This window comes from Nocardiopsis sp. EMB25 (assembly GCF_026797795.1).
Classification (GTDB): domain Bacteria; phylum Actinomycetota; class Actinomycetes; order Streptosporangiales; family Streptosporangiaceae; genus Nocardiopsis; species Nocardiopsis lucentensis.
This window is the reverse complement of record NZ_JAMTDN010000001.1, coordinates 939,720-955,039: the sequence shown is the minus strand read 5'-3', so window position 1 is coordinate 955,039 and position 15,320 is coordinate 939,720. Positions and strand designations below refer to the sequence as shown.

Annotated in this window: 13 protein-coding genes; 7 read left to right on the top strand and 6 right to left on the bottom strand. The window is 72.3% G+C overall.

Annotated features, from left to right (window positions below; genetic code table 11):
- The first annotated feature begins 47 nt into the window (after positions 1–47).
- A complete protein-coding gene (locus KIK06_RS04160) occupies positions 48–1,709 on the top strand; it encodes a serine/threonine-protein kinase (RefSeq protein ID WP_268641966.1) in 1,662 nt (553 codons plus the stop codon).
- Positions 1,710–1,817: 108 nt separating this feature from the next.
- Here KIK06_RS04160 and KIK06_RS04155 read toward each other — a convergent pair whose 3' ends face one another.
- Both KIK06_RS04155 and KIK06_RS04150 read right to left on the bottom strand, forming a co-directional pair.
- Entirely contained in the window at positions 1,818–2,984 is a 1,167-nt protein-coding gene (locus KIK06_RS04155) for a cytochrome P450 (protein WP_268641965.1), read from the bottom strand.
- Entirely contained in the window at positions 2,984–3,691 is a 708-nt protein-coding gene (locus KIK06_RS04150) for a tRNA-dependent cyclodipeptide synthase (protein ID WP_268641964.1), read from the bottom strand. Before KIK06_RS04150 ends, KIK06_RS04155 begins: the two co-directional genes overlap by 1 nt.
- 628 nt (positions 3,692–4,319) lie before the next feature.
- Between KIK06_RS04150 and KIK06_RS04145 the strand changes: the two genes are divergently transcribed.
- Both KIK06_RS04145 and KIK06_RS04140 read left to right on the top strand, forming a co-directional pair.
- Positions 4,320–4,994 (top strand): uracil-DNA glycosylase, encoded by a 675-nt coding sequence (locus tag KIK06_RS04145; protein ID WP_026127355.1) that lies wholly within the window; start codon positions 4,320–4,322, stop codon positions 4,992–4,994.
- A gap of 124 nt (positions 4,995–5,118) precedes the next feature.
- Positions 5,119–8,490 (top strand): NACHT domain-containing protein, encoded by a 3,372-nt coding sequence (locus KIK06_RS04140; protein ID WP_268641963.1) that lies wholly within the window; start codon positions 5,119–5,121, stop codon positions 8,488–8,490.
- On the opposite strand, the gene KIK06_RS04135 is transcribed toward KIK06_RS04140, so the two are convergent.
- Entirely contained in the window at positions 8,444–9,250 is an 807-nt protein-coding gene (locus KIK06_RS04135) for an SIR2 family NAD-dependent protein deacylase (RefSeq protein ID WP_017597276.1), read from the bottom strand. The two genes, KIK06_RS04140 and KIK06_RS04135, sit on opposite strands and share 47 nt — an antisense overlap.
- 166 nt (positions 9,251–9,416) lie before the next feature.
- On the opposite strand from KIK06_RS04135, the gene KIK06_RS04130 reads away from it, so the two are divergent.
- Positions 9,417–10,301: a sulfotransferase family protein gene (locus KIK06_RS04130; protein WP_026127354.1), complete on the top strand. Its 885-nt coding sequence runs from the start codon at positions 9,417–9,419 to the stop codon at positions 10,299–10,301.
- Here KIK06_RS04130 and KIK06_RS04125 read toward each other — a convergent pair.
- Together KIK06_RS04125 and KIK06_RS04120 are read right to left on the bottom strand one after the other, a co-directional pair.
- Entirely contained in the window at positions 10,292–10,906 is a 615-nt protein-coding gene (locus tag KIK06_RS04125) for a TetR/AcrR family transcriptional regulator (RefSeq protein ID WP_017597274.1), read from the bottom strand. The two genes, KIK06_RS04130 and KIK06_RS04125, sit on opposite strands and share 10 nt — an antisense overlap.
- A 154-nt stretch (positions 10,907–11,060) precedes the next feature.
- Positions 11,061–11,573 carry a RidA family protein gene (locus tag KIK06_RS04120; RefSeq protein WP_017597272.1) on the bottom strand — a complete coding sequence of 171 codons (513 nt, stop codon included), beginning with the start codon at positions 11,571–11,573 and terminating at the stop codon, positions 11,061–11,063.
- 103 nt (positions 11,574–11,676) lie between these two features.
- On the opposite strand from KIK06_RS04120, the gene KIK06_RS04115 reads away from it, so the two are divergent.
- Positions 11,677–11,841, top strand: coding sequence for a hypothetical protein (locus KIK06_RS04115; RefSeq protein ID WP_017597271.1), 165 nt, complete (start codon positions 11,677–11,679; stop codon positions 11,839–11,841).
- A gap of 32 nt (positions 11,842–11,873) precedes the next feature.
- Here KIK06_RS04115 and KIK06_RS04110 read toward each other — a convergent pair whose 3' ends face one another.
- Positions 11,874–12,701 (bottom strand): aldo/keto reductase, encoded by an 828-nt coding sequence (locus tag KIK06_RS04110; RefSeq protein ID WP_268641962.1) that lies wholly within the window; start codon positions 12,699–12,701, stop codon positions 11,874–11,876.
- A gap of 150 nt (positions 12,702–12,851) precedes the next feature.
- Here KIK06_RS04110 and KIK06_RS04105 point away from each other — a divergent pair, with 150 nt between their 5' ends.
- Complete coding sequence (locus tag KIK06_RS04105; RefSeq protein ID WP_268641961.1) at positions 12,852–14,024, top strand: PucR family transcriptional regulator; 1,173 nt, start codon at positions 12,852–12,854, stop codon at positions 14,022–14,024.
- A 68-nt stretch (positions 14,025–14,092) separates the two neighbouring features.
- Positions 14,093–15,304 carry a cytochrome P450 family protein gene (locus tag KIK06_RS04100; RefSeq protein WP_268641960.1) on the top strand — a complete coding sequence of 404 codons (1,212 nt, stop codon included), beginning with the start codon at positions 14,093–14,095 and terminating at the stop codon, positions 15,302–15,304.
- Positions 15,305–15,320: the final 16 nt, after the last annotated feature.

Sequence of the window (15,320 nt, the reverse complement as noted above, 5' to 3'; positions counted from 1 at the left end):
CCGAGGTGGCCGCTGTCGGACACGGGAAACGGACGGAAGGGACCGCGGTGGCCGAGGAACGGGTGCTGGGAGGCCGCTACCGCCTGCTCACCCGGCTGGGCCAGGGCGGTATGGGCGAGGTCTGGCGGGCGGTCGACGACCGACTGGACCGCACCGTGGCCGTGAAGCTGATCCGGCCGGGGCGGGTCGACACCGACGAGGTGGTGGCCCGGTTCCACCGCGAGGCACGGCTGACCGCCCGGCTGGCGGGCCACCCCAACGTGGTCATCCTGCACGACTTCGGTGACGACTCCGGAGACGGCGCGGTGTACGCGGTGATGGAGCTGGTCGCGGGCAGGTCGCTGACCGCCGTGCTGAGGGAGGGCGGCCCGATGCCGATCGCCCGGGCGGCGGGTCTGACCGCCCAGGCGGCCGCAGGCCTGGGGGCCGCGCACGCGGCCGGGATCGTGCACCGGGACGTGAAGCCGGGCAACCTCATGGTGGTCGAGAAGGGCACCTCGGACGGCACGGTCAAGGTGCTGGACTTCGGGATCGCCTCGGTGACGGCCGCCGAGGCCAGCCGCCGTCTCACCCGCAGCGGCCAGGTGATCGGCACACCGCTGTACATGTCGCCCGAGCAGATCAGCGGCGCGCGGGTGGACCACGCCAGTGATCTGTACTCACTCGGCGCGATCCTGTACCAGCTGCTGGCCGGGAGACCGCCGTTCCAGCACTCCAACCCCCTCACCGTCCTGCGCATGCACGTGGTGGACGAGCCGCCCCCCGTCGTCGAGACGCGCCCGGAGGTTCCGGCGGAGCTGTCGGAACTGGTGGCGTCGATGCTGGCCAAGCGGCCCGGTACCCGGCCCTCGTCCGCGGAGGAGGTGAGGGAGCGGTTGGGCGCCTTCCTCCCGCCCGTCCCCGATCGGCCCTCGCGCCCGGAGTCGGCCCCGGGCCGGCGGCCGCTGGTCCCCACCAAGGCGTACACGCAGGCCCCGCCCACCCGGGCGTACACGCGGCCCCCGTCCCAGGTGACGGGCATCGGCGGCCTCCAGTCACGGGTGGAGGCCGCCCGGGACCGGGCCTCCGCCGGGCACGTCGCCGAGGCCGCTGAGGACCTGCGCGTCCTCCTGCCGCGACTGGCGGAGGCGTTCGGCCCGGACCACCCCGACACTCTGCGCGCCCGCCGCCAGGAGGCCTACCTGACGGGCAAGGCGGGCGACCCCCGCAGCGCCGTCGCCCGGTTGGACGCGCTGCTCACCGATCTGATGCGGGCCTACGGCTCCCAGCACCCGGAGACCCTGACCACGCGCTACCAGCTGGCGACCAACGCGGGCCGCGCCGGGAACCACGGGCTGGCCGCGCGGGTGCACGGCGACCTGGTCCCGGACCTGGTGGCGGTCCACGGCGCGGACTCCGACCGGGTCCTCACCACGCGCCTGTACCTGGCCTTCGAGGTCGGCGAGGCGGGCGAGCCGCGGCGGTCGGTGCGGCTGCTGGAGGCGCTGCTGCCGGACCTGGTCCGCGTCCTGGGCGAGGACGACCCCACGACCCTGCGCGCCCGCCACTACCACGCCGCCTACCTGGGCCACTCCGGTCAGCCGGCCGAGGCCGTACGGCGCTACCGCGCGCTGCTGACCGACCACGCGCGGGTGCACGGCGACCAGCACCCCGCGACCGACCGCGTCCGGTCCCACCTGGCCCAGTGGGAGGCCCGCGCCCAGGGGTAGCCCCCCGAGCCCCCATGGTCCACGCCGTCCGGCGGTCCGTCCACGACCACGGGGGCTGGGCCGCGCACCGGCGCCGCAGCGGGCGCCGGTGGCCTCAGCGCCGCCGCGTCACCACAGGACCGGCAGCCGTTCGGGCAGTCGTTTGATGAACCCGGGACGCCAGGCCAGCTGCTCGGCGGGCACCGCCAACCGCAGCTCCGGCAGCCGGGCGACCAGTGCCGTCAGCGCGGCCTCGGCGTGGGCGCGGCCCAGCGCGGACGCCGGGCAGTAGTGCCGCCCGCCGCCGAAGGCCAGGTGCGGGTTCTTCTCCCGGTCGATGTCGATCACTTCCGGACGGTCGAACACGGCCGGGTCGTGGTTGGCGCCCTCCACCAGGACGAGCACGAGCTCGCCCGTCCGGACCAGGGTGTCGTCGAGCCACACGTCCTCGGTGGCGATCCGGGGCAGGGCGTCACCGATGGACAGGTTGTAGCGCATGAGTTCGTCCACGGCCCGCGGCACGTCCCCGGGCTCCTCGTGCAGGCGCCGGACCAGTTCGGGGCGCTCGGCGAGGGCGAGGATCGCGTGAAGGAGGAAGGCCGAGGTGCTCACCGCGCCGGCGCCGAACAGCGAGACGGCGACCGTGGCCAGCAGCTCGTCGTCGACGTCCCCGGTGGCGCGCAGTTCGGCGAACCCGCCGAGCAGCCCGGACCGGGGGCCGGAGCGCAGCCGGTCGAGCATGTAGCCGTGGTCCTTGTTCCAGTTGGCCCCGGCGCCCTCGAATGGAGACGGGCTGGTCAGGAACGCGACGTCGATACCCTGCATCAGCCTCCGCCAGTCCCCGACGGGCACACCGACGATCTTGCAGTGCAGGGCCGCGGAGAAGGGTTCGGTGAAGCCGTCACGCAGATCCGCGGGCGGCCCCTGGCTGACGAGGGCGTTGATGAGCGCGTGCGCCTCGGCGAGCATCCATCCGACCAGCGTCTCGGTGGGTCGCAGGGACCGCATCACCGCGCTCCTGAGCCCGGCGCTGTTGATGTTGCCCATGTTGTCGACGACCTCGGGCGGGATGGTCAGCGCGTACTGTCGCGGCACCCCGGGCCGCGAGGTCTCCTTGAGGCTGAACCGCTCGTCCTCCAACACGGCGGTGGCCAGCGCGTGGGTGCTCACGAGCCAGGCGGGGTCCCCGGTCATCGTGCGGACCCGGGCGACGGGCCGGTGCTCGCACAGCCATGAGCACTCCACGGGCACGGTCCTCCCGTCCCGGGACAGAGGGAAGGTGAGGTCGATGGTCATCAGCGGACTCCCTGGTCGGGCAACGGTCGGACGGTGGCGTAGGCCTGGGACGCGACGGCGCGCAGGCCGTGCTCCCGGGTGAGGAGGAGTTCGGTCAGCGGCATTTCGACGTGGTAGCAACTCACCGAGGAACCGACACCGAGAATGGCCGGAGTATCGAGGAAGAACGGCAGCTCGCGGGCCAGATAACGCATTCCCGCGTCCACCTGCTCCGCGGTGGGTTCCGTGCCGCCGCGTCGGGGAAGGAGGAATCGTCGGATCGTGCGTTCGCAGACCCCCGTGAACTCCGGGTCGTCCAGCATGGCCCTCTCGACGTCGGAGCGCAGGGACACGTAGGTGGGATCGCCCTCGAACTCCGAGAGGGCCGTGCAGCGCGCGTCGGAGCCGGAGAGCTCGATCCCCTGGAGGATGCGTCTGTGAAGGGCGCGGATGTCCTTGTTGGCGCGTCGGCGCGCCCGATCCGGGGAGTACCCGAGGGCGACGAGCATCGTGTCGACCTCCCGGTCGGCGTAGACGACGTCGACCGAGTCGAACCGGCGCCGTGCCCAGGTGAGGAGCGCGGCGACGCGGTCGCGGGTGAAGTACCCGTTTCCCGGGCTCGCCCCGACGAGGAGGTGTTCTCCCTCGTCATAGACGACGGAGCAGTTGACGGTGAAGGGAATGGCCTCGAATTCGGCCACGGTGATCGTGGGGACGGCGGGTCCCATGGTGGCGCCTCCTGCTTTCGCGCTTTCGGCCGGTGGTGACCATGGCGAGGGGCACGACGCCGCGAACGCGAACGTGGGCGCGGGGCGACGTGCTCAGGGCGCGACGGCCGGCCCGCGATGGCGGACGGGCCGTGCTGGGGACACCGCGCACACGGACACGGGGTTCCCGTGGCCGCACGCCGCCGAACAAGGGGGGTGGCCGGAATGCCTCGACGGCGTGGAGAGGGAATGCGCGGTGGATTCGGGAGCGGGCACCGGAGAACGGCGTCACGGACGGCGACGCGTGTCCGGTGTCGGGCTCCTAGACGGAGGGGGGCACGCCGCGCGGGAAGGGCGGGTGCTGCCGGAACGGCTGTGGATCCGCGGGTTCGGGGACGTGCAGCCCCAGGCGGCGGACGCGCACGTGTGATTCACCTCGTGATGCCGCTAGTCCCTGTGGAGCCCCGTGCTCCCGGTGTGGCGACAACGACCCCAAGTTATCGCCCGTATCGCTGTGTGAGCACCTCGTGGCCGGATGTGGTCAACCATCCCGGCCCCCTTGACCGTTCGTCGGGGACCGCCCCCGGGGCGGGCTCCGAATCGCCCGAAGCGGCCGTGGTTGTCGCTGTCTGCCGCTAGTGTTCTGGCCATGCCGAGTAGGGATCTGAACGAAATCATGGACAGCGGTTGGGCGAAGGCCCTGGAGCCGGTCGCTCCGCAGATCGCCGCGATGGGTGACTTCCTGCGCCAGGAGGTCGCGGAGGGCCGGACCTACCTCCCCGCCGGGGAACACGTCCTGCGCGCCTTCCAGCAGCCGTTCGACGACGTGCGCGTGCTCATCGTCGGCCAGGACCCCTACCCCACTCCGGGCAACCCGGTGGGGTTGAGCTTCTCCGTGGCCCCGGACGTGCGTCTGCCCGCGAGTCTGCGCAACATCTACAAGGAGATGCAGGAGGACGTCGGGACTCCCATGCCGTCCAACGGCGACCTCACGCCGTGGACCGAGCAGGGCGTGCTGCTGCTCAACAGGGTGCTCACGGTCGCGCCGGGCAAGGCCGGGTCGCACCGCGGCAAGGGCTGGGAGGCCGTGACCGAACAGGCCATCCGGGCGCTGGCCGAGCGAGGCAAGCCGCTGGTGGCCATCCTGTGGGGCCGGGACGCGCGCAACCTTCGGCCGATGATGCCGGGCGTGCCGTGCGTGGAGTCCGCTCACCCGAGCCCGCTGTCGGCCCGCAACGGCTTCTTCGGCTCCAAGCCGTTCAGCCGGACCAACGAGATGCTCCGGGAGCAGGGCGCCGAGCCGGTGAACTGGCAGCTGCCCTAAGGCGTCACACGATCGCGAGAACGAGAACGCCCCCACCCTCGACCCCCACTGACCTGCGGACCCGGTGACCGGCACGGCACCGGGTCCGGTCGTGTCCTCCCACAGTGAGAGAGGCGGTACCCCCTTGGCCAGACAGCTCACCTACTCCGACGCCCTGAAGGTGCTCGGCGAGAACGACTCGCAGGTCCTGGACCTGGCGGAGAAGCTGACCGACGGCGGCCTGGGGCTGGTGGGGGTACCGGACCTGTTCGGTCTGCGCGGCGAACTGGTGAGCCGGGGGCGTCAGGCGATCGAGGGCATCGGCGACAAGCTCCGGGGGCGGAGTCGGATGTCGCGGACGGAGCGGATCGAGGCGGCGCACCAGATCCTGACGGTGGTGTCCTTCTTCGAGGCGCTGGAGGAGTCCCTGGAGGAGCTGGACGCCCCCTTCACCCTCGCCGACCTGAAGATCACCAAGGCCGAGCAGGCCGAGCTGATGAACCGCGCCCTCGGACGTGAATCGGCCGTCCCCTCGCTGTCCCTGGACACGGGTCCGGCGCCCCTCGTCTCCTCGGACCTCCTCATCAAGGACTTCACGACCGCGCTGACCGCGCTGACCGTCGCCGAGGAACACGGCGTCACCTCCGAGGCCCACCCCCTGGTCGAACAGTTGCGCGAGCTCGTTCCCGAGCGCGCCGCCCAGCGGTACGCGGAGTCCTACCGACGCCTGTCCGCCGAGGTCCCCGAGTTCGGGATGTGGGCGCACCTCCACGAACACGACCGCACCCGCGCGACCCTCGGCACGGGGCTGAGCGACCTGCGGCGGCGGTTGGAGGAGATCGGCTCCCACCGGGACGTGGACACGCGGCGCCGGGAGCTCGCCGCCGGGTACCAGGCGGTCCTGCGCCAGCCCGTGCTGCGTTCGGACGACGCTCCGCCCGGCCTCGTCCTGCCCTCGCTGGAGGACGCCTACATCGCGCCGCGCGCCCGGGCGGCGCGCGCGGTACACAGCGGCAACCCCTCCGGCGAGGAGTGGTGGGAACGGCTGCCGGTGATCGACGACCTCCAACCAGTCATCGCCGCCCACCTCGTCCATCCCTTCGCGACCGGGTTCCCCACCGTCATTCTGGGCCACCCCGGTTCGGGCAAGTCCAAGTTCACCGAGATGCTCGCGGCCCGCCTGCCCGCCTCCGACTTCCTCCCGGTCCGGGTGGAGCTGCGCTCGGTCCAACCCAACGCACCCATCCACGTGCAGATCGAGGAGGGCCTGGCCGCCACGTTGCACACCCGGGTGTCCTGGCGGGAGCTGGCCGACTCCGCCGACGGTGCGCTGCCCGTGGTGATCCTCGACGGGTTCGACGAACTCCTCCAGGCGACCGGTGTGGACCGCTCCGACTACCTGGAGCGGGTCCAGGAGTTCCAGCACCAGCAGGAGGCGATGGGTCAGCCGGTGGCGGTGATCGTCACCAGCCGCACCGTGGTGGCCGACCGCGCCCGCTTCCCCAACGGCACCGTGGTGATGCGCCTGGAACCGTTCGACGACGCGCGGATCGTCCGGATGCTGGACGTGTGGAACCGCGCCAACGCCCGTTCCCTCACCGAGTCCGGCCTGGAACCGCTCGCCCCGAAGACCCTGACCCGGTACCGCGAGTTGGCCGAGCAGCCGTTGCTGCTGCTGATGCTGCTCATCTACGACGCCGACGGCAACGCGCTCCAGCACGCCTCCAAGGCCCTGTCCAACACGGAGCTGTACGAACGCCTGCTGCGGATGTTCGCGCGCCGTGAGGTGGACAAGCACCGGTCCGGGCTGAGCCCGGAGGACTTCGAGGAGGCCGTGGAGGACGAACTCCGGCGGCTGGAGGTCGCCGCCCTGGCGATGTTCACCCGCCGCAGGCAGAGCGTGAGCGCCGCCGAGCTGGACCGGGACCTGGCCGTGCTCATGCCGGACGCGGCCGTTCGCCCCTCCGACACCGACCTGCACGGCGCGATCGCCCCGGCCGCCCAGGTGCTGGGGCGGTTCTTCTTCGTCCACGAGTCACGGGCCAGGGCCGCGGAAGGTCGGGCGAGCGTGTTCGAGTTCCTGCACTCGACGTTCGGCGAGTACCTGGTGGCCCGGGCGGTGGTCGCCGCGTTGGAGGAGGCGGCGGAGTCACGGGCACGCTCCTCCCGCCGTCGGGGCCGGGGCGCGCGCCCCGACGACGGGGAGCTGTACGCCCTGTCGTCCTTCGCCAGCTACGGGGGCCGCGACCGGGTCGTGGACTTCCTCCGGGAACTGGTCGAACACCGCCTGGCCGAGGACCCGGAGCTGCGCGCCGAGTACGGGGCACTCCTCGTCGAGCTGTTCCAGGAGGCCCCCTTCCCTGCCCCCAACCGCTCCCACACCGAGTACGAGCCCGTGCGGCTTCCGCTGACCCAGCGCGAGGCCAACTACACCAGCAACCTGGTCATCCTGCTGTGTCTCGTGCGCGAGGACCCCGTGGACGCCCGCGAGTTGTTCCCCGACGCAGCCGAACCCGACCAGGCCCTGCAACACAGCACCACCCTGTGGCGGACCCTGCCCGGCGCGGAGTGGTTCAGCATCCTGTCGACCCTGCGGGTACGCCACCTCGACGGCTGGGGCGAGGAGGGGGTGCGCACGGTGATCGGCGTGGAGGACGGCTCCCCCGTGGACGTGGGCGAGTGCGTGGGGTTCGAGCTGCGGGTGGGCGAAGACTTCCGTGTCGACGTCGTCGACCCCTACGGCGTCACCGTGCCCTTCGACTCGGTCACGTCGCGCCTCCTGCGGTCGGCGGCGATGCGGGTCAACGGCACGGCGGCGCGGTTCACGCTCGGGTCGCTGCCGTACCTGCGACACGTCTCGACCGACCTCGGCACCTGGTTCCGGGGGCCGGACGACGAGGGTCCCTGGTCCGAGATGCACGAGGTCATGCGGCTGCGCTTCGAACCCGCGACGGTCGACCCCGGCAAACGCCTCACCACCTACCGACGGCTGCTGCTCACGAACGCCCTGGGCCGTCGCGAACTGCTGGTGCTCACCCAGGCGGTGGAGGACCTGGCCCACACGCCCGGCGACTCCGACCTGCACATGGTCCTGCCGCGCGTCCTGAACGACTTCCTCAACGGTGTGCGGTCCGTCGTGACCGGTCCCCGGCTGTGCGCGGAGTCGGTGGAGCCGGTCCTGCGGGCCCTGGCTCCCCACGTGTCCGACACGGATCTGGCCAGGGTCCGCGCGCTGGTCGAGGACGCGAATCCCGCCGAAGTCGGCGGGACCGCCGACACCGCCGGGCCGAAGCCCGAGACCAGCCCACAGGAGCCGAAGCGCCCCAGGAAGGAACGCAAGGTCGCCAAGAACAAGCACGGGGGCGACGGGGCGAAACGGGCTGCCCGGCGCGCCGAGCAGCCGCCGCCCGGAGGGAGCGACGGCCCGGGGCAGAACACCCCTCAGCGGATCCCGGCGGACGAGGTCGGCCTCAACTCCGCGCAGCCTCCACGACACGGCGCACGAGAGCGGGGATGACCGTGCCGATGGGGTCGCGCAGGACGGCGCTGGCGAAGTCGTCGTAGGGGGTCGGCTCGGCGTTGACGACGACGAGACCGGCCCTGGCCATCATCGCCACGTCGCACAGCCCGGCCACCGGGTGCACGGTCAGGGAGGTACCCACCGCCAGGAACACGTCGCACTCGCGGGCGGCCCGGGCCGCCGCCTCGACGACCTCCGGGTCCAGCCGCTGCCCGAAGGAGATCGTGTCCGACTTCTGGATGCCGCCGCACTCCAGGCACCGGGGGTCGGACTCCTCGTCCAGCCGCGCCAGGACGTCCGGGCTCGGGGTGCGCAGGCCGCAGCTCATGCACACGACCCACAGCATGGTCCCGTGCACCTCGATGACCCGGTCGGCGGGCATCCCGCCGCTCTGGTGCAGTCCGTCGATGTTCTGGGTGATGAGCGCCCGGAGCCTGCCGGTGGCCTCCAGCGCGGCGAAGGCCCGGTGCGCGGCGTTGGGCTCGGCCTCCCAGATCCGGTGCGCCCGGCGCCGCAGCCACACCTGCCGGCGCACGTCGACATCGCCCATGTAGCTGTCGAAGTCGGCCATGGCCTCCGCGGCCGGATCCTTGGTCCACAGGCCGTTCGGGCCCCGATAGTCGGGGATGCCCGAGTCCGTGGACACGCCCGCACCCGTGAGCACGGTGACGCGCGAGGCGGCGGCCAGCAGGTCGGCGGCCTGCTCGAACCCCTCGGGATCGGCCAGCGGTGTGGTGTCGGTGGTGGTGGAGGCCATACTCCATTGTTGCAGCGACGTTGAGACTTCTTGCCTCCGGCGTTGCCCTCGGGGCTCCACGATGGGCACCAGAACTCCGTAGCCTCGAGGAACGTGTGGGACGCACAGGTGGAATACCCTGCCGATGCACACGATGCGGGCGAAGGGTGCGAAAATCGACACAGCCATGAAGCAGCCGTCCTACATCCTCGTGGTCAACCGGACCACGGTGCGGCGCCCCGTGTTCGTTCTGGGCGCGCCCCACTCCGGTGTCCCCGAGATCGCCCTCGCCCTCGCGCGTGCCCCGGGATTCCACATCGGAGCGGGGTCCTCCGGGGTGCTCAACGCCGTCCACGCCGTCGCCCGACGGCCCTCCCTCGCCCAGGAGAAGGTGTCGGGAACGGCGAGCCTGCTGCGCGAGGCCTACGCCGAGGCGTGGCAGCTCACCCCCCTGACCTGCCCCCGGTGCCCCGGCCCGTACGCGCGCGTGCCCGCCAACGCCTCGGCCGAGCCCTGTGAGCACAGTGCCGACGCCCAGCGGTACGGCGATGCCAGCCCCGACCTGCTGTTCTGCGCGAAGGCCCTGCACGTGGCCTTTCCCGACGCCCTGTTCGTGCAGGTCATCAGGGACGGCCGGGACGTCGTCGCGGGCATGCTCGACGACGAGCGCGCCCTCGCCTGGCTCAAGCCCGGTCTGATGTCGGCCGACCACGAGTTTCCCAACGACTTCTTCGGGTTGGAGGAGGAGTCGGACCTGGAGGCGTTCCGGGACGGTTCCGACGCGGTCAAGTGCGCGATGCGCTGGCGGGGCGCCGTGCGGATGCACGCGCGGCTGCGCCAGGCGATCGGCGAGGACCAGCTCATGACGGTGCGCTACGAGGACGTCCGGGGCGGGGAGGTGGCGACCGCGCGGCGGCTGCGCGCGTTCACCGGCGCGCGCGTGTCGGCCACTGAGCTGATGGACACGCGCGCCTGGAACGTGGGCCGGTGGCGCGACCGGCTCTCCCGCGACGAGCACGGGGACGTCAACGAGGTCGCCGCCGTCGAGCTGTCCCGCCTCGGCTACCTCTGACCGTTCTGCCGGGGGACGTCTCCGGCGATCCCGTGGGCGCTCATGAGGGTCTCCGCGGCGGCGCGCGCCGTCAGGGCCGCGTTGGTCTCGCCGAGGACGCTGCGCGCCACGACCGCTCCCTCGTGCAGCATGGCGAGGGACTCGGCGAGCGCGGCGGGGTCGTCCGCTCCCGCCTGCGCGACGAACCCGGTGAGCAGATCGCGTAGCCAGCGCTTCTGTCCCTCGGCCACCGCCCTACCGGGGTGCTCGGGGTCGGCCAGCTCGGTGTAGGCGTTGACCATCGCGCAACCGCGCGGGTTCTCCCTGCCCATCCACGAGTGCAGGGCGTCGAACGTGGCGATGACGCGGGCGTGCGGCGTGTGCGCCCCGGTCAGGTAATCGGTGAGGTAGGCGCGCCAGCGCTCGTCACGGGCGCGCAGATAGGCGACGACGAGCTCCCGTTTGGAACCGAACCGGTCGTAGATGGTCTTCTTGGTCACGCTGGCCCGTTCCGCGACCAGCTCCATGCCGACCGTGTTGATCCCGCGTGAGTAGAACAGCTCGCTCGCGACGGCGAGGATCCTGCGCGCCGCGGGGGTGAGCGGCTTGGTCGCGGTCACGGTCATGGGGGTACTCCTTCGGCTCCGTGGCTCGGGTCACTCTGCATCGCGAGTATACCCACCGGTGTGGTTACCTCACGGAGACACCCCTGAGAGGTCCCGGAGGAGGTCGCCGTCCCGTCGGCGGCCCGGCCCCGGAGCACGTCTCCCGGTCCACCCGCTAGGCGCGGTCGGGCACGACGAAGGGGTTCACCTCCAGGCTGTCCTCGACCTCCTCGACCAACTCCCGCGCCTCGGCCGCCTCCAGCAGGTCGGTGTCCTCGCCCCGGGGGATCACGGCGGTGCACACCAACTCCACGAGGGCATCGGCGTCCAGCAGTCCGGTCACGCCCACCACGGCCATCGGCGGGTAGTAGCGCCCCATATGGCGACGGTAGACCGAGCCCAGGGTGGGCAGGTTGACCCGGTAGGCGGGCACGGCCGTGGTGTACACACACATGTTGACCACGTGAGCGGGCTCGGCCCCGGCCGAGCGCAGGGCCTCGACCATGTTGGCCAGCGCCTGGTCGAACTGCTGCACCACCGTGTCGCCGACCACCCCTCCGTCCGGACGGCGCGCGGTCTGCCCGCCCACGTGGACGGTACGGCCGGGGGTGACCAGGAGGGCGTGGGAGAAGCCCACCGGTTCGGCCAGAGACAGCGGATTGACGATCTGGTGCGGTGTCCGGTCCATCGGCGTCCCCTCAAGGTTCACGTCCCACCCACCGCGGCCGGTCCGACACGACCGCGGCCACCCCTCCCGGGGACACCGTCGGACGTGCGGCTACGATGAGCGCATGTCGATCACTTTCCTGCTGTCCGCCGCCGCCCTCGTAGCCGCCCTGGCGCTGATCGCCGCGATCTTCATCGGGGGTGCCGTCTACGTCGACCGGGTCCGGCGCAAGGGCACCGACGCCGTCCTGGCCGGTGCGCGCAAGCGTCGCGAGCTGCACGGGGCGTAGCGGTCCCGGACACCCGGTCCGGGTCCGAACGCCTACTCGCCGTCGAACTCGTCGGGGTCGGGGCCGAACCGGCTGCCCGTGTCGAGCCCGCTGATGCGGTCCATGTCCGCCTCGGAGAGCTCGAAGTCGAAGATCGTGAAGTTGGAGCGGATCCGCTCGGGGGTCACCGACTTGGGGATGACGACGTTGCCCAGTTGGATGTGCCAGCGCAGCAGCACCTGAGCCGGGGTGCGGTCCAGTTCGTCGGCGACCGCGGTCACCGTCGGGTGGTCGAGGAGCTTGCCCTGGCCGAGGGGGCTCCACGCCTCGGTGACGATGTTGTGCTTGGCGTCGAATTCGCGCATCGACCGCTGGACGAGCAGCGGGTGCAGCTCGATCTGGTTGACCATGGGCGTGATACCGCCCTCCTCCATGACCCGCTCCAGGTGCTCCACCTGGAAGTTGCACACCCCGATGGCGCGGACCCGCCCGTCGGCGTACAGCCGTTCCAGCGCCTTCCACGTGGACACGTACAGGTCCCGCCTGGGCAGCGGCCAGTGGATGAGGTACAGGTCCAGGGTCTCCAGGCGCAGGCGTTCCAGACTGGCGTCGAAGGCCCGCAGGGTGTGGTCGTAGCCCTGTTCCGGGTTGGCCAGCTTGGAGGTGACGAACACGTCGTCGCGGTCGAGCTCCGCCCGGCTCAGCGCCTCCCCGACCCCCCGCTCGTTGCCGTACGCCGCGGCCGTGTCGATGCTGCGGTACCCCGTCTCCAGGGCGGTCGCCACGGCGTCCACCACCGCGTCGTCGGACACCTGCCACACACCGAAACCCAGCTGCGGCATGCGCACACCGTTACTCAGAGTAACGTCGGGAACCGTCATCTCTCCCCTTCCCCCGTCGGGCCTGCCCTGACCGCATACTGCCACGCCGCCACGGCTTTCCCGGGTGCCGCCCCGCTGGACCACGGGCTTTTTACCGTCGGACCCGCGTCGGACCGCTACCCTGGTCGATCCCGAAGCGGAGGTGGGCCGATGGGCCGTGAGCAGCGCGCCGACGTCAGCGCCGAACTGTCCAGGGACCGCGCGTACCTGGTCGGCCGGATCGTCGACGCGGTGTACGCGGAGGTGCCCGCCTACCGGGGGCTGCACGGGTCACAGCTCGCCGAGGTCCGCGCCATCGTCGCGTGGCTGGTGACCCGTTCGCTGGAGCTGTGGGTGGACGGTGCGGTGCGCCTCCCGGAGGAGGACCTGGAGCGGTTGCGCGGCATCGGCAGGGCGCGGGCGGCCGACGGCCGCTCCATCGGGGCGGTGGTCCGGGCGCACCGGGTGGGGTCGGCCGCGGCGGTGCGCCTGCTCTCGGAACTGGCCGGTGACCGGGTGAGCGCCGCGGACGTGTTCGCCCTGAGCGAACTGTGGCTGACCTCGCTCGACCAGATCTCCGAGCACCTGTTGGCGGGCCACACCGAGGCGGCCCGCCACCTGGACGCGGACGTGGAGCGGGCGCGCCGGGTCTTCCTCGATGACCTCCTGATCGGCCGCCAGGCCTCCCTCGGCGCGATCCGGGACCGGGCCCGCACCCTCGGCATCTCCCCGCCCGACCCGGGCGTACTGGTGGTGGCCGAACCTGGCCCGGAGGAGGGGCACCCGCAGCGGGGCGGTGCGGCCTCGGCGGGCATGGACCTGTTGGACGAGGTCGGTCGCGCCGACGCGCTGACGACCACCCGGTCCGGCCGGGTGGTGCTGCTGGTGTCCCCCGAGGCCGTCGACCGTGTGACCGCGGCCCTCGGGGACCGCCCCTGGCGGGCCTGCGTGCTGGCCCCGCGAGCCCTCACCGACATGACGGCCGCCTACCGTCTGGCCGACGACGCCGTGGAGACCGCGCCCCCGCACGCGTTCGGCGGGAACGGGCTGCTGGGCGAGGCCGACGCGTGTGTCCTGGCGCTGCTCAACGGCGGACCGGTCACTCCTGAGGCCCTCCGCGGCGCGGTGCTGGGGCCGCTGCTGTCGGACGCGCACCGGCACCTGCTCCAGACGTTGCGGGTCTACTTTCGCGAGGGCGCGGCCACCACGGCGGCCGACACCCTGCACGTCCATCCCCAGACCCTCCGCTACCGGCTGCGCCGGGTGCGCGAGCTGACCGGGCACGACCCCCACCGCCCCTGGCCCCGGTTCGTCCTGGAGACCGCCTGCGCGATCGCGCGCTGAGGGCGGTTCGCCCGCCGGGGGCGCGGGGTAGGACCCGAAGGATCCCGCCACGGCATGAAAGGTACGGCATGTCCGTCTCTGCTCCCCCTCCCCTGCACGGCCCGGCGTTCGACGCCGACCCGCACCCCGCCTACCGCTGGTTGCGCGAACACTCCCCCGTACACCGGATGGAGCTGCCCGGAGGCGCCTGGGCGTGGCTGGTGACCCGCTACGAGGACGCCCGCGCCGTCCTGGCCGATCCCGACATGCTCAAAGACCCCGCCCGGGGCAACGAGGTGTGGCGCGGGGCCCGGATGGGGTTGCCCTTCGACCACCGGCCCAGCCTCGTGCGCAGCATGGTCAACGTGGACGGCGACGACCACACGCGCCTGCGCAAGGTGGCCGGGGGCGCCTTCACCCCGCGCCGGGTCCGGACCCTGGTGGAGAGCGCCGAACGGGTGACGGCCGGCCTCCTCGACCGGATCGCGGCCTCGTCCGACCCGGACCTGGTACGCGATCTGGCCTACCCGCTGCCGATCGCGATCATCTGCGACATCCTCGGTGTCCCGCCCGAGGACCGGGCCGAGTTCCACCGCCGCGCCGCCGTGATCGACGCCTCCGCGCCCGAGGAGATCGCGGCGATCGGGACCACCACGGACTGGTTCGACGACTACCTGGGCCGCCTGGTCGACGCCCGCCTCGCCGAGCCCGCCGATGACCTGCTCGGCGACCTGGTGGAGGCGCACAGGTCGGGCCGCCTCACCCGGGACGAGGTCACCTCCACGGCGTTCCTGCTGCTGGTGGCCGGACACGAGACGACCGTCGCGCTGCTCGGCAACCTGTTCCTGTCCCTGCTGCGCGCCCCCGAGCACCTGGAGCGGCTGCGCCGGGACCGCGACCTGGTGGGCCCGGCCATCGAGGAGACATTGCGGCTGGAGAGCCCTCTCCAGAACGCCACCTGGCGCTTCCCCCGGACCGCCACCACCGTCGGCGGCGTCGCGCTGGAGGCGGGGGAACCCGTGCTGGTGTCGCTGCTGGCCGCGGGCCGGGATCCGGAGCGCTACGACGACCCGGATGTCTTCGACCCCGAACGGGGCGAGTCGCACCTGGGGTTCGGACACGGTGCGCACTACTGCGTGGGCGCCCAGCTGGCCCGGATGGAGGCGCGTGTGGCGGTGAACGCGGTCCTGGACCGACTGCCCGGACTGCGGCTCGCCGCACCCGAGGAGGACCTGCGGTGGTGGCCGAGCATGATCATGCACGGCCTGTTCGCCCTCCCGGTGCGCTTCGACACGCCCTGACGGCCCCAGGGCAGGT

Excerpts from the sequence above, each read along its gene's own strand:
- KIK06_RS04115 (WP_017597271.1), top strand. The coding sequence starts at position 11,677 with ATGTCGATCACTTTCCTGCTGTCCGCCGCCGCCCTCGTAGCCGCCCTG.
- KIK06_RS04155 (WP_268641965.1), bottom strand. The coding sequence starts at position 2,984 with ATGACCATCGACCTCACCTTCCCTCTGTCCCGGGACGGGAGGACCGTG.
- KIK06_RS04100 (WP_268641960.1), top strand. The coding sequence starts at position 14,093 with ATGTCCGTCTCTGCTCCCCCTCCCCTGCACGGCCCGGCGTTCGACGCC.
- KIK06_RS04125 (WP_017597274.1), bottom strand. The coding sequence starts at position 10,906 with ATGACCGTGACCGCGACCAAGCCGCTCACCCCCGCGGCGCGCAGGATC.
- KIK06_RS04150 (WP_268641964.1), bottom strand. The coding sequence starts at position 3,691 with ATGGGACCCGCCGTCCCCACGATCACCGTGGCCGAATTCGAGGCCATT.
- KIK06_RS04105 (WP_268641961.1), top strand. The coding sequence starts at position 12,852 with ATGGGCCGTGAGCAGCGCGCCGACGTCAGCGCCGAACTGTCCAGGGAC.
- KIK06_RS04135 (WP_017597276.1), bottom strand. The coding sequence starts at position 9,250 with ATGGCCTCCACCACCACCGACACCACACCGCTGGCCGATCCCGAGGGG.
- KIK06_RS04110 (WP_268641962.1), bottom strand. The coding sequence starts at position 12,701 with ATGACGGTTCCCGACGTTACTCTGAGTAACGGTGTGCGCATGCCGCAG.
- KIK06_RS04120 (WP_017597272.1), bottom strand. The coding sequence starts at position 11,573 with ATGGACCGGACACCGCACCAGATCGTCAATCCGCTGTCTCTGGCCGAA.
- KIK06_RS04130 (WP_026127354.1), top strand. The coding sequence starts at position 9,417 with ATGAAGCAGCCGTCCTACATCCTCGTGGTCAACCGGACCACGGTGCGG.
- KIK06_RS04145 (WP_026127355.1), top strand. The coding sequence starts at position 4,320 with ATGCCGAGTAGGGATCTGAACGAAATCATGGACAGCGGTTGGGCGAAG.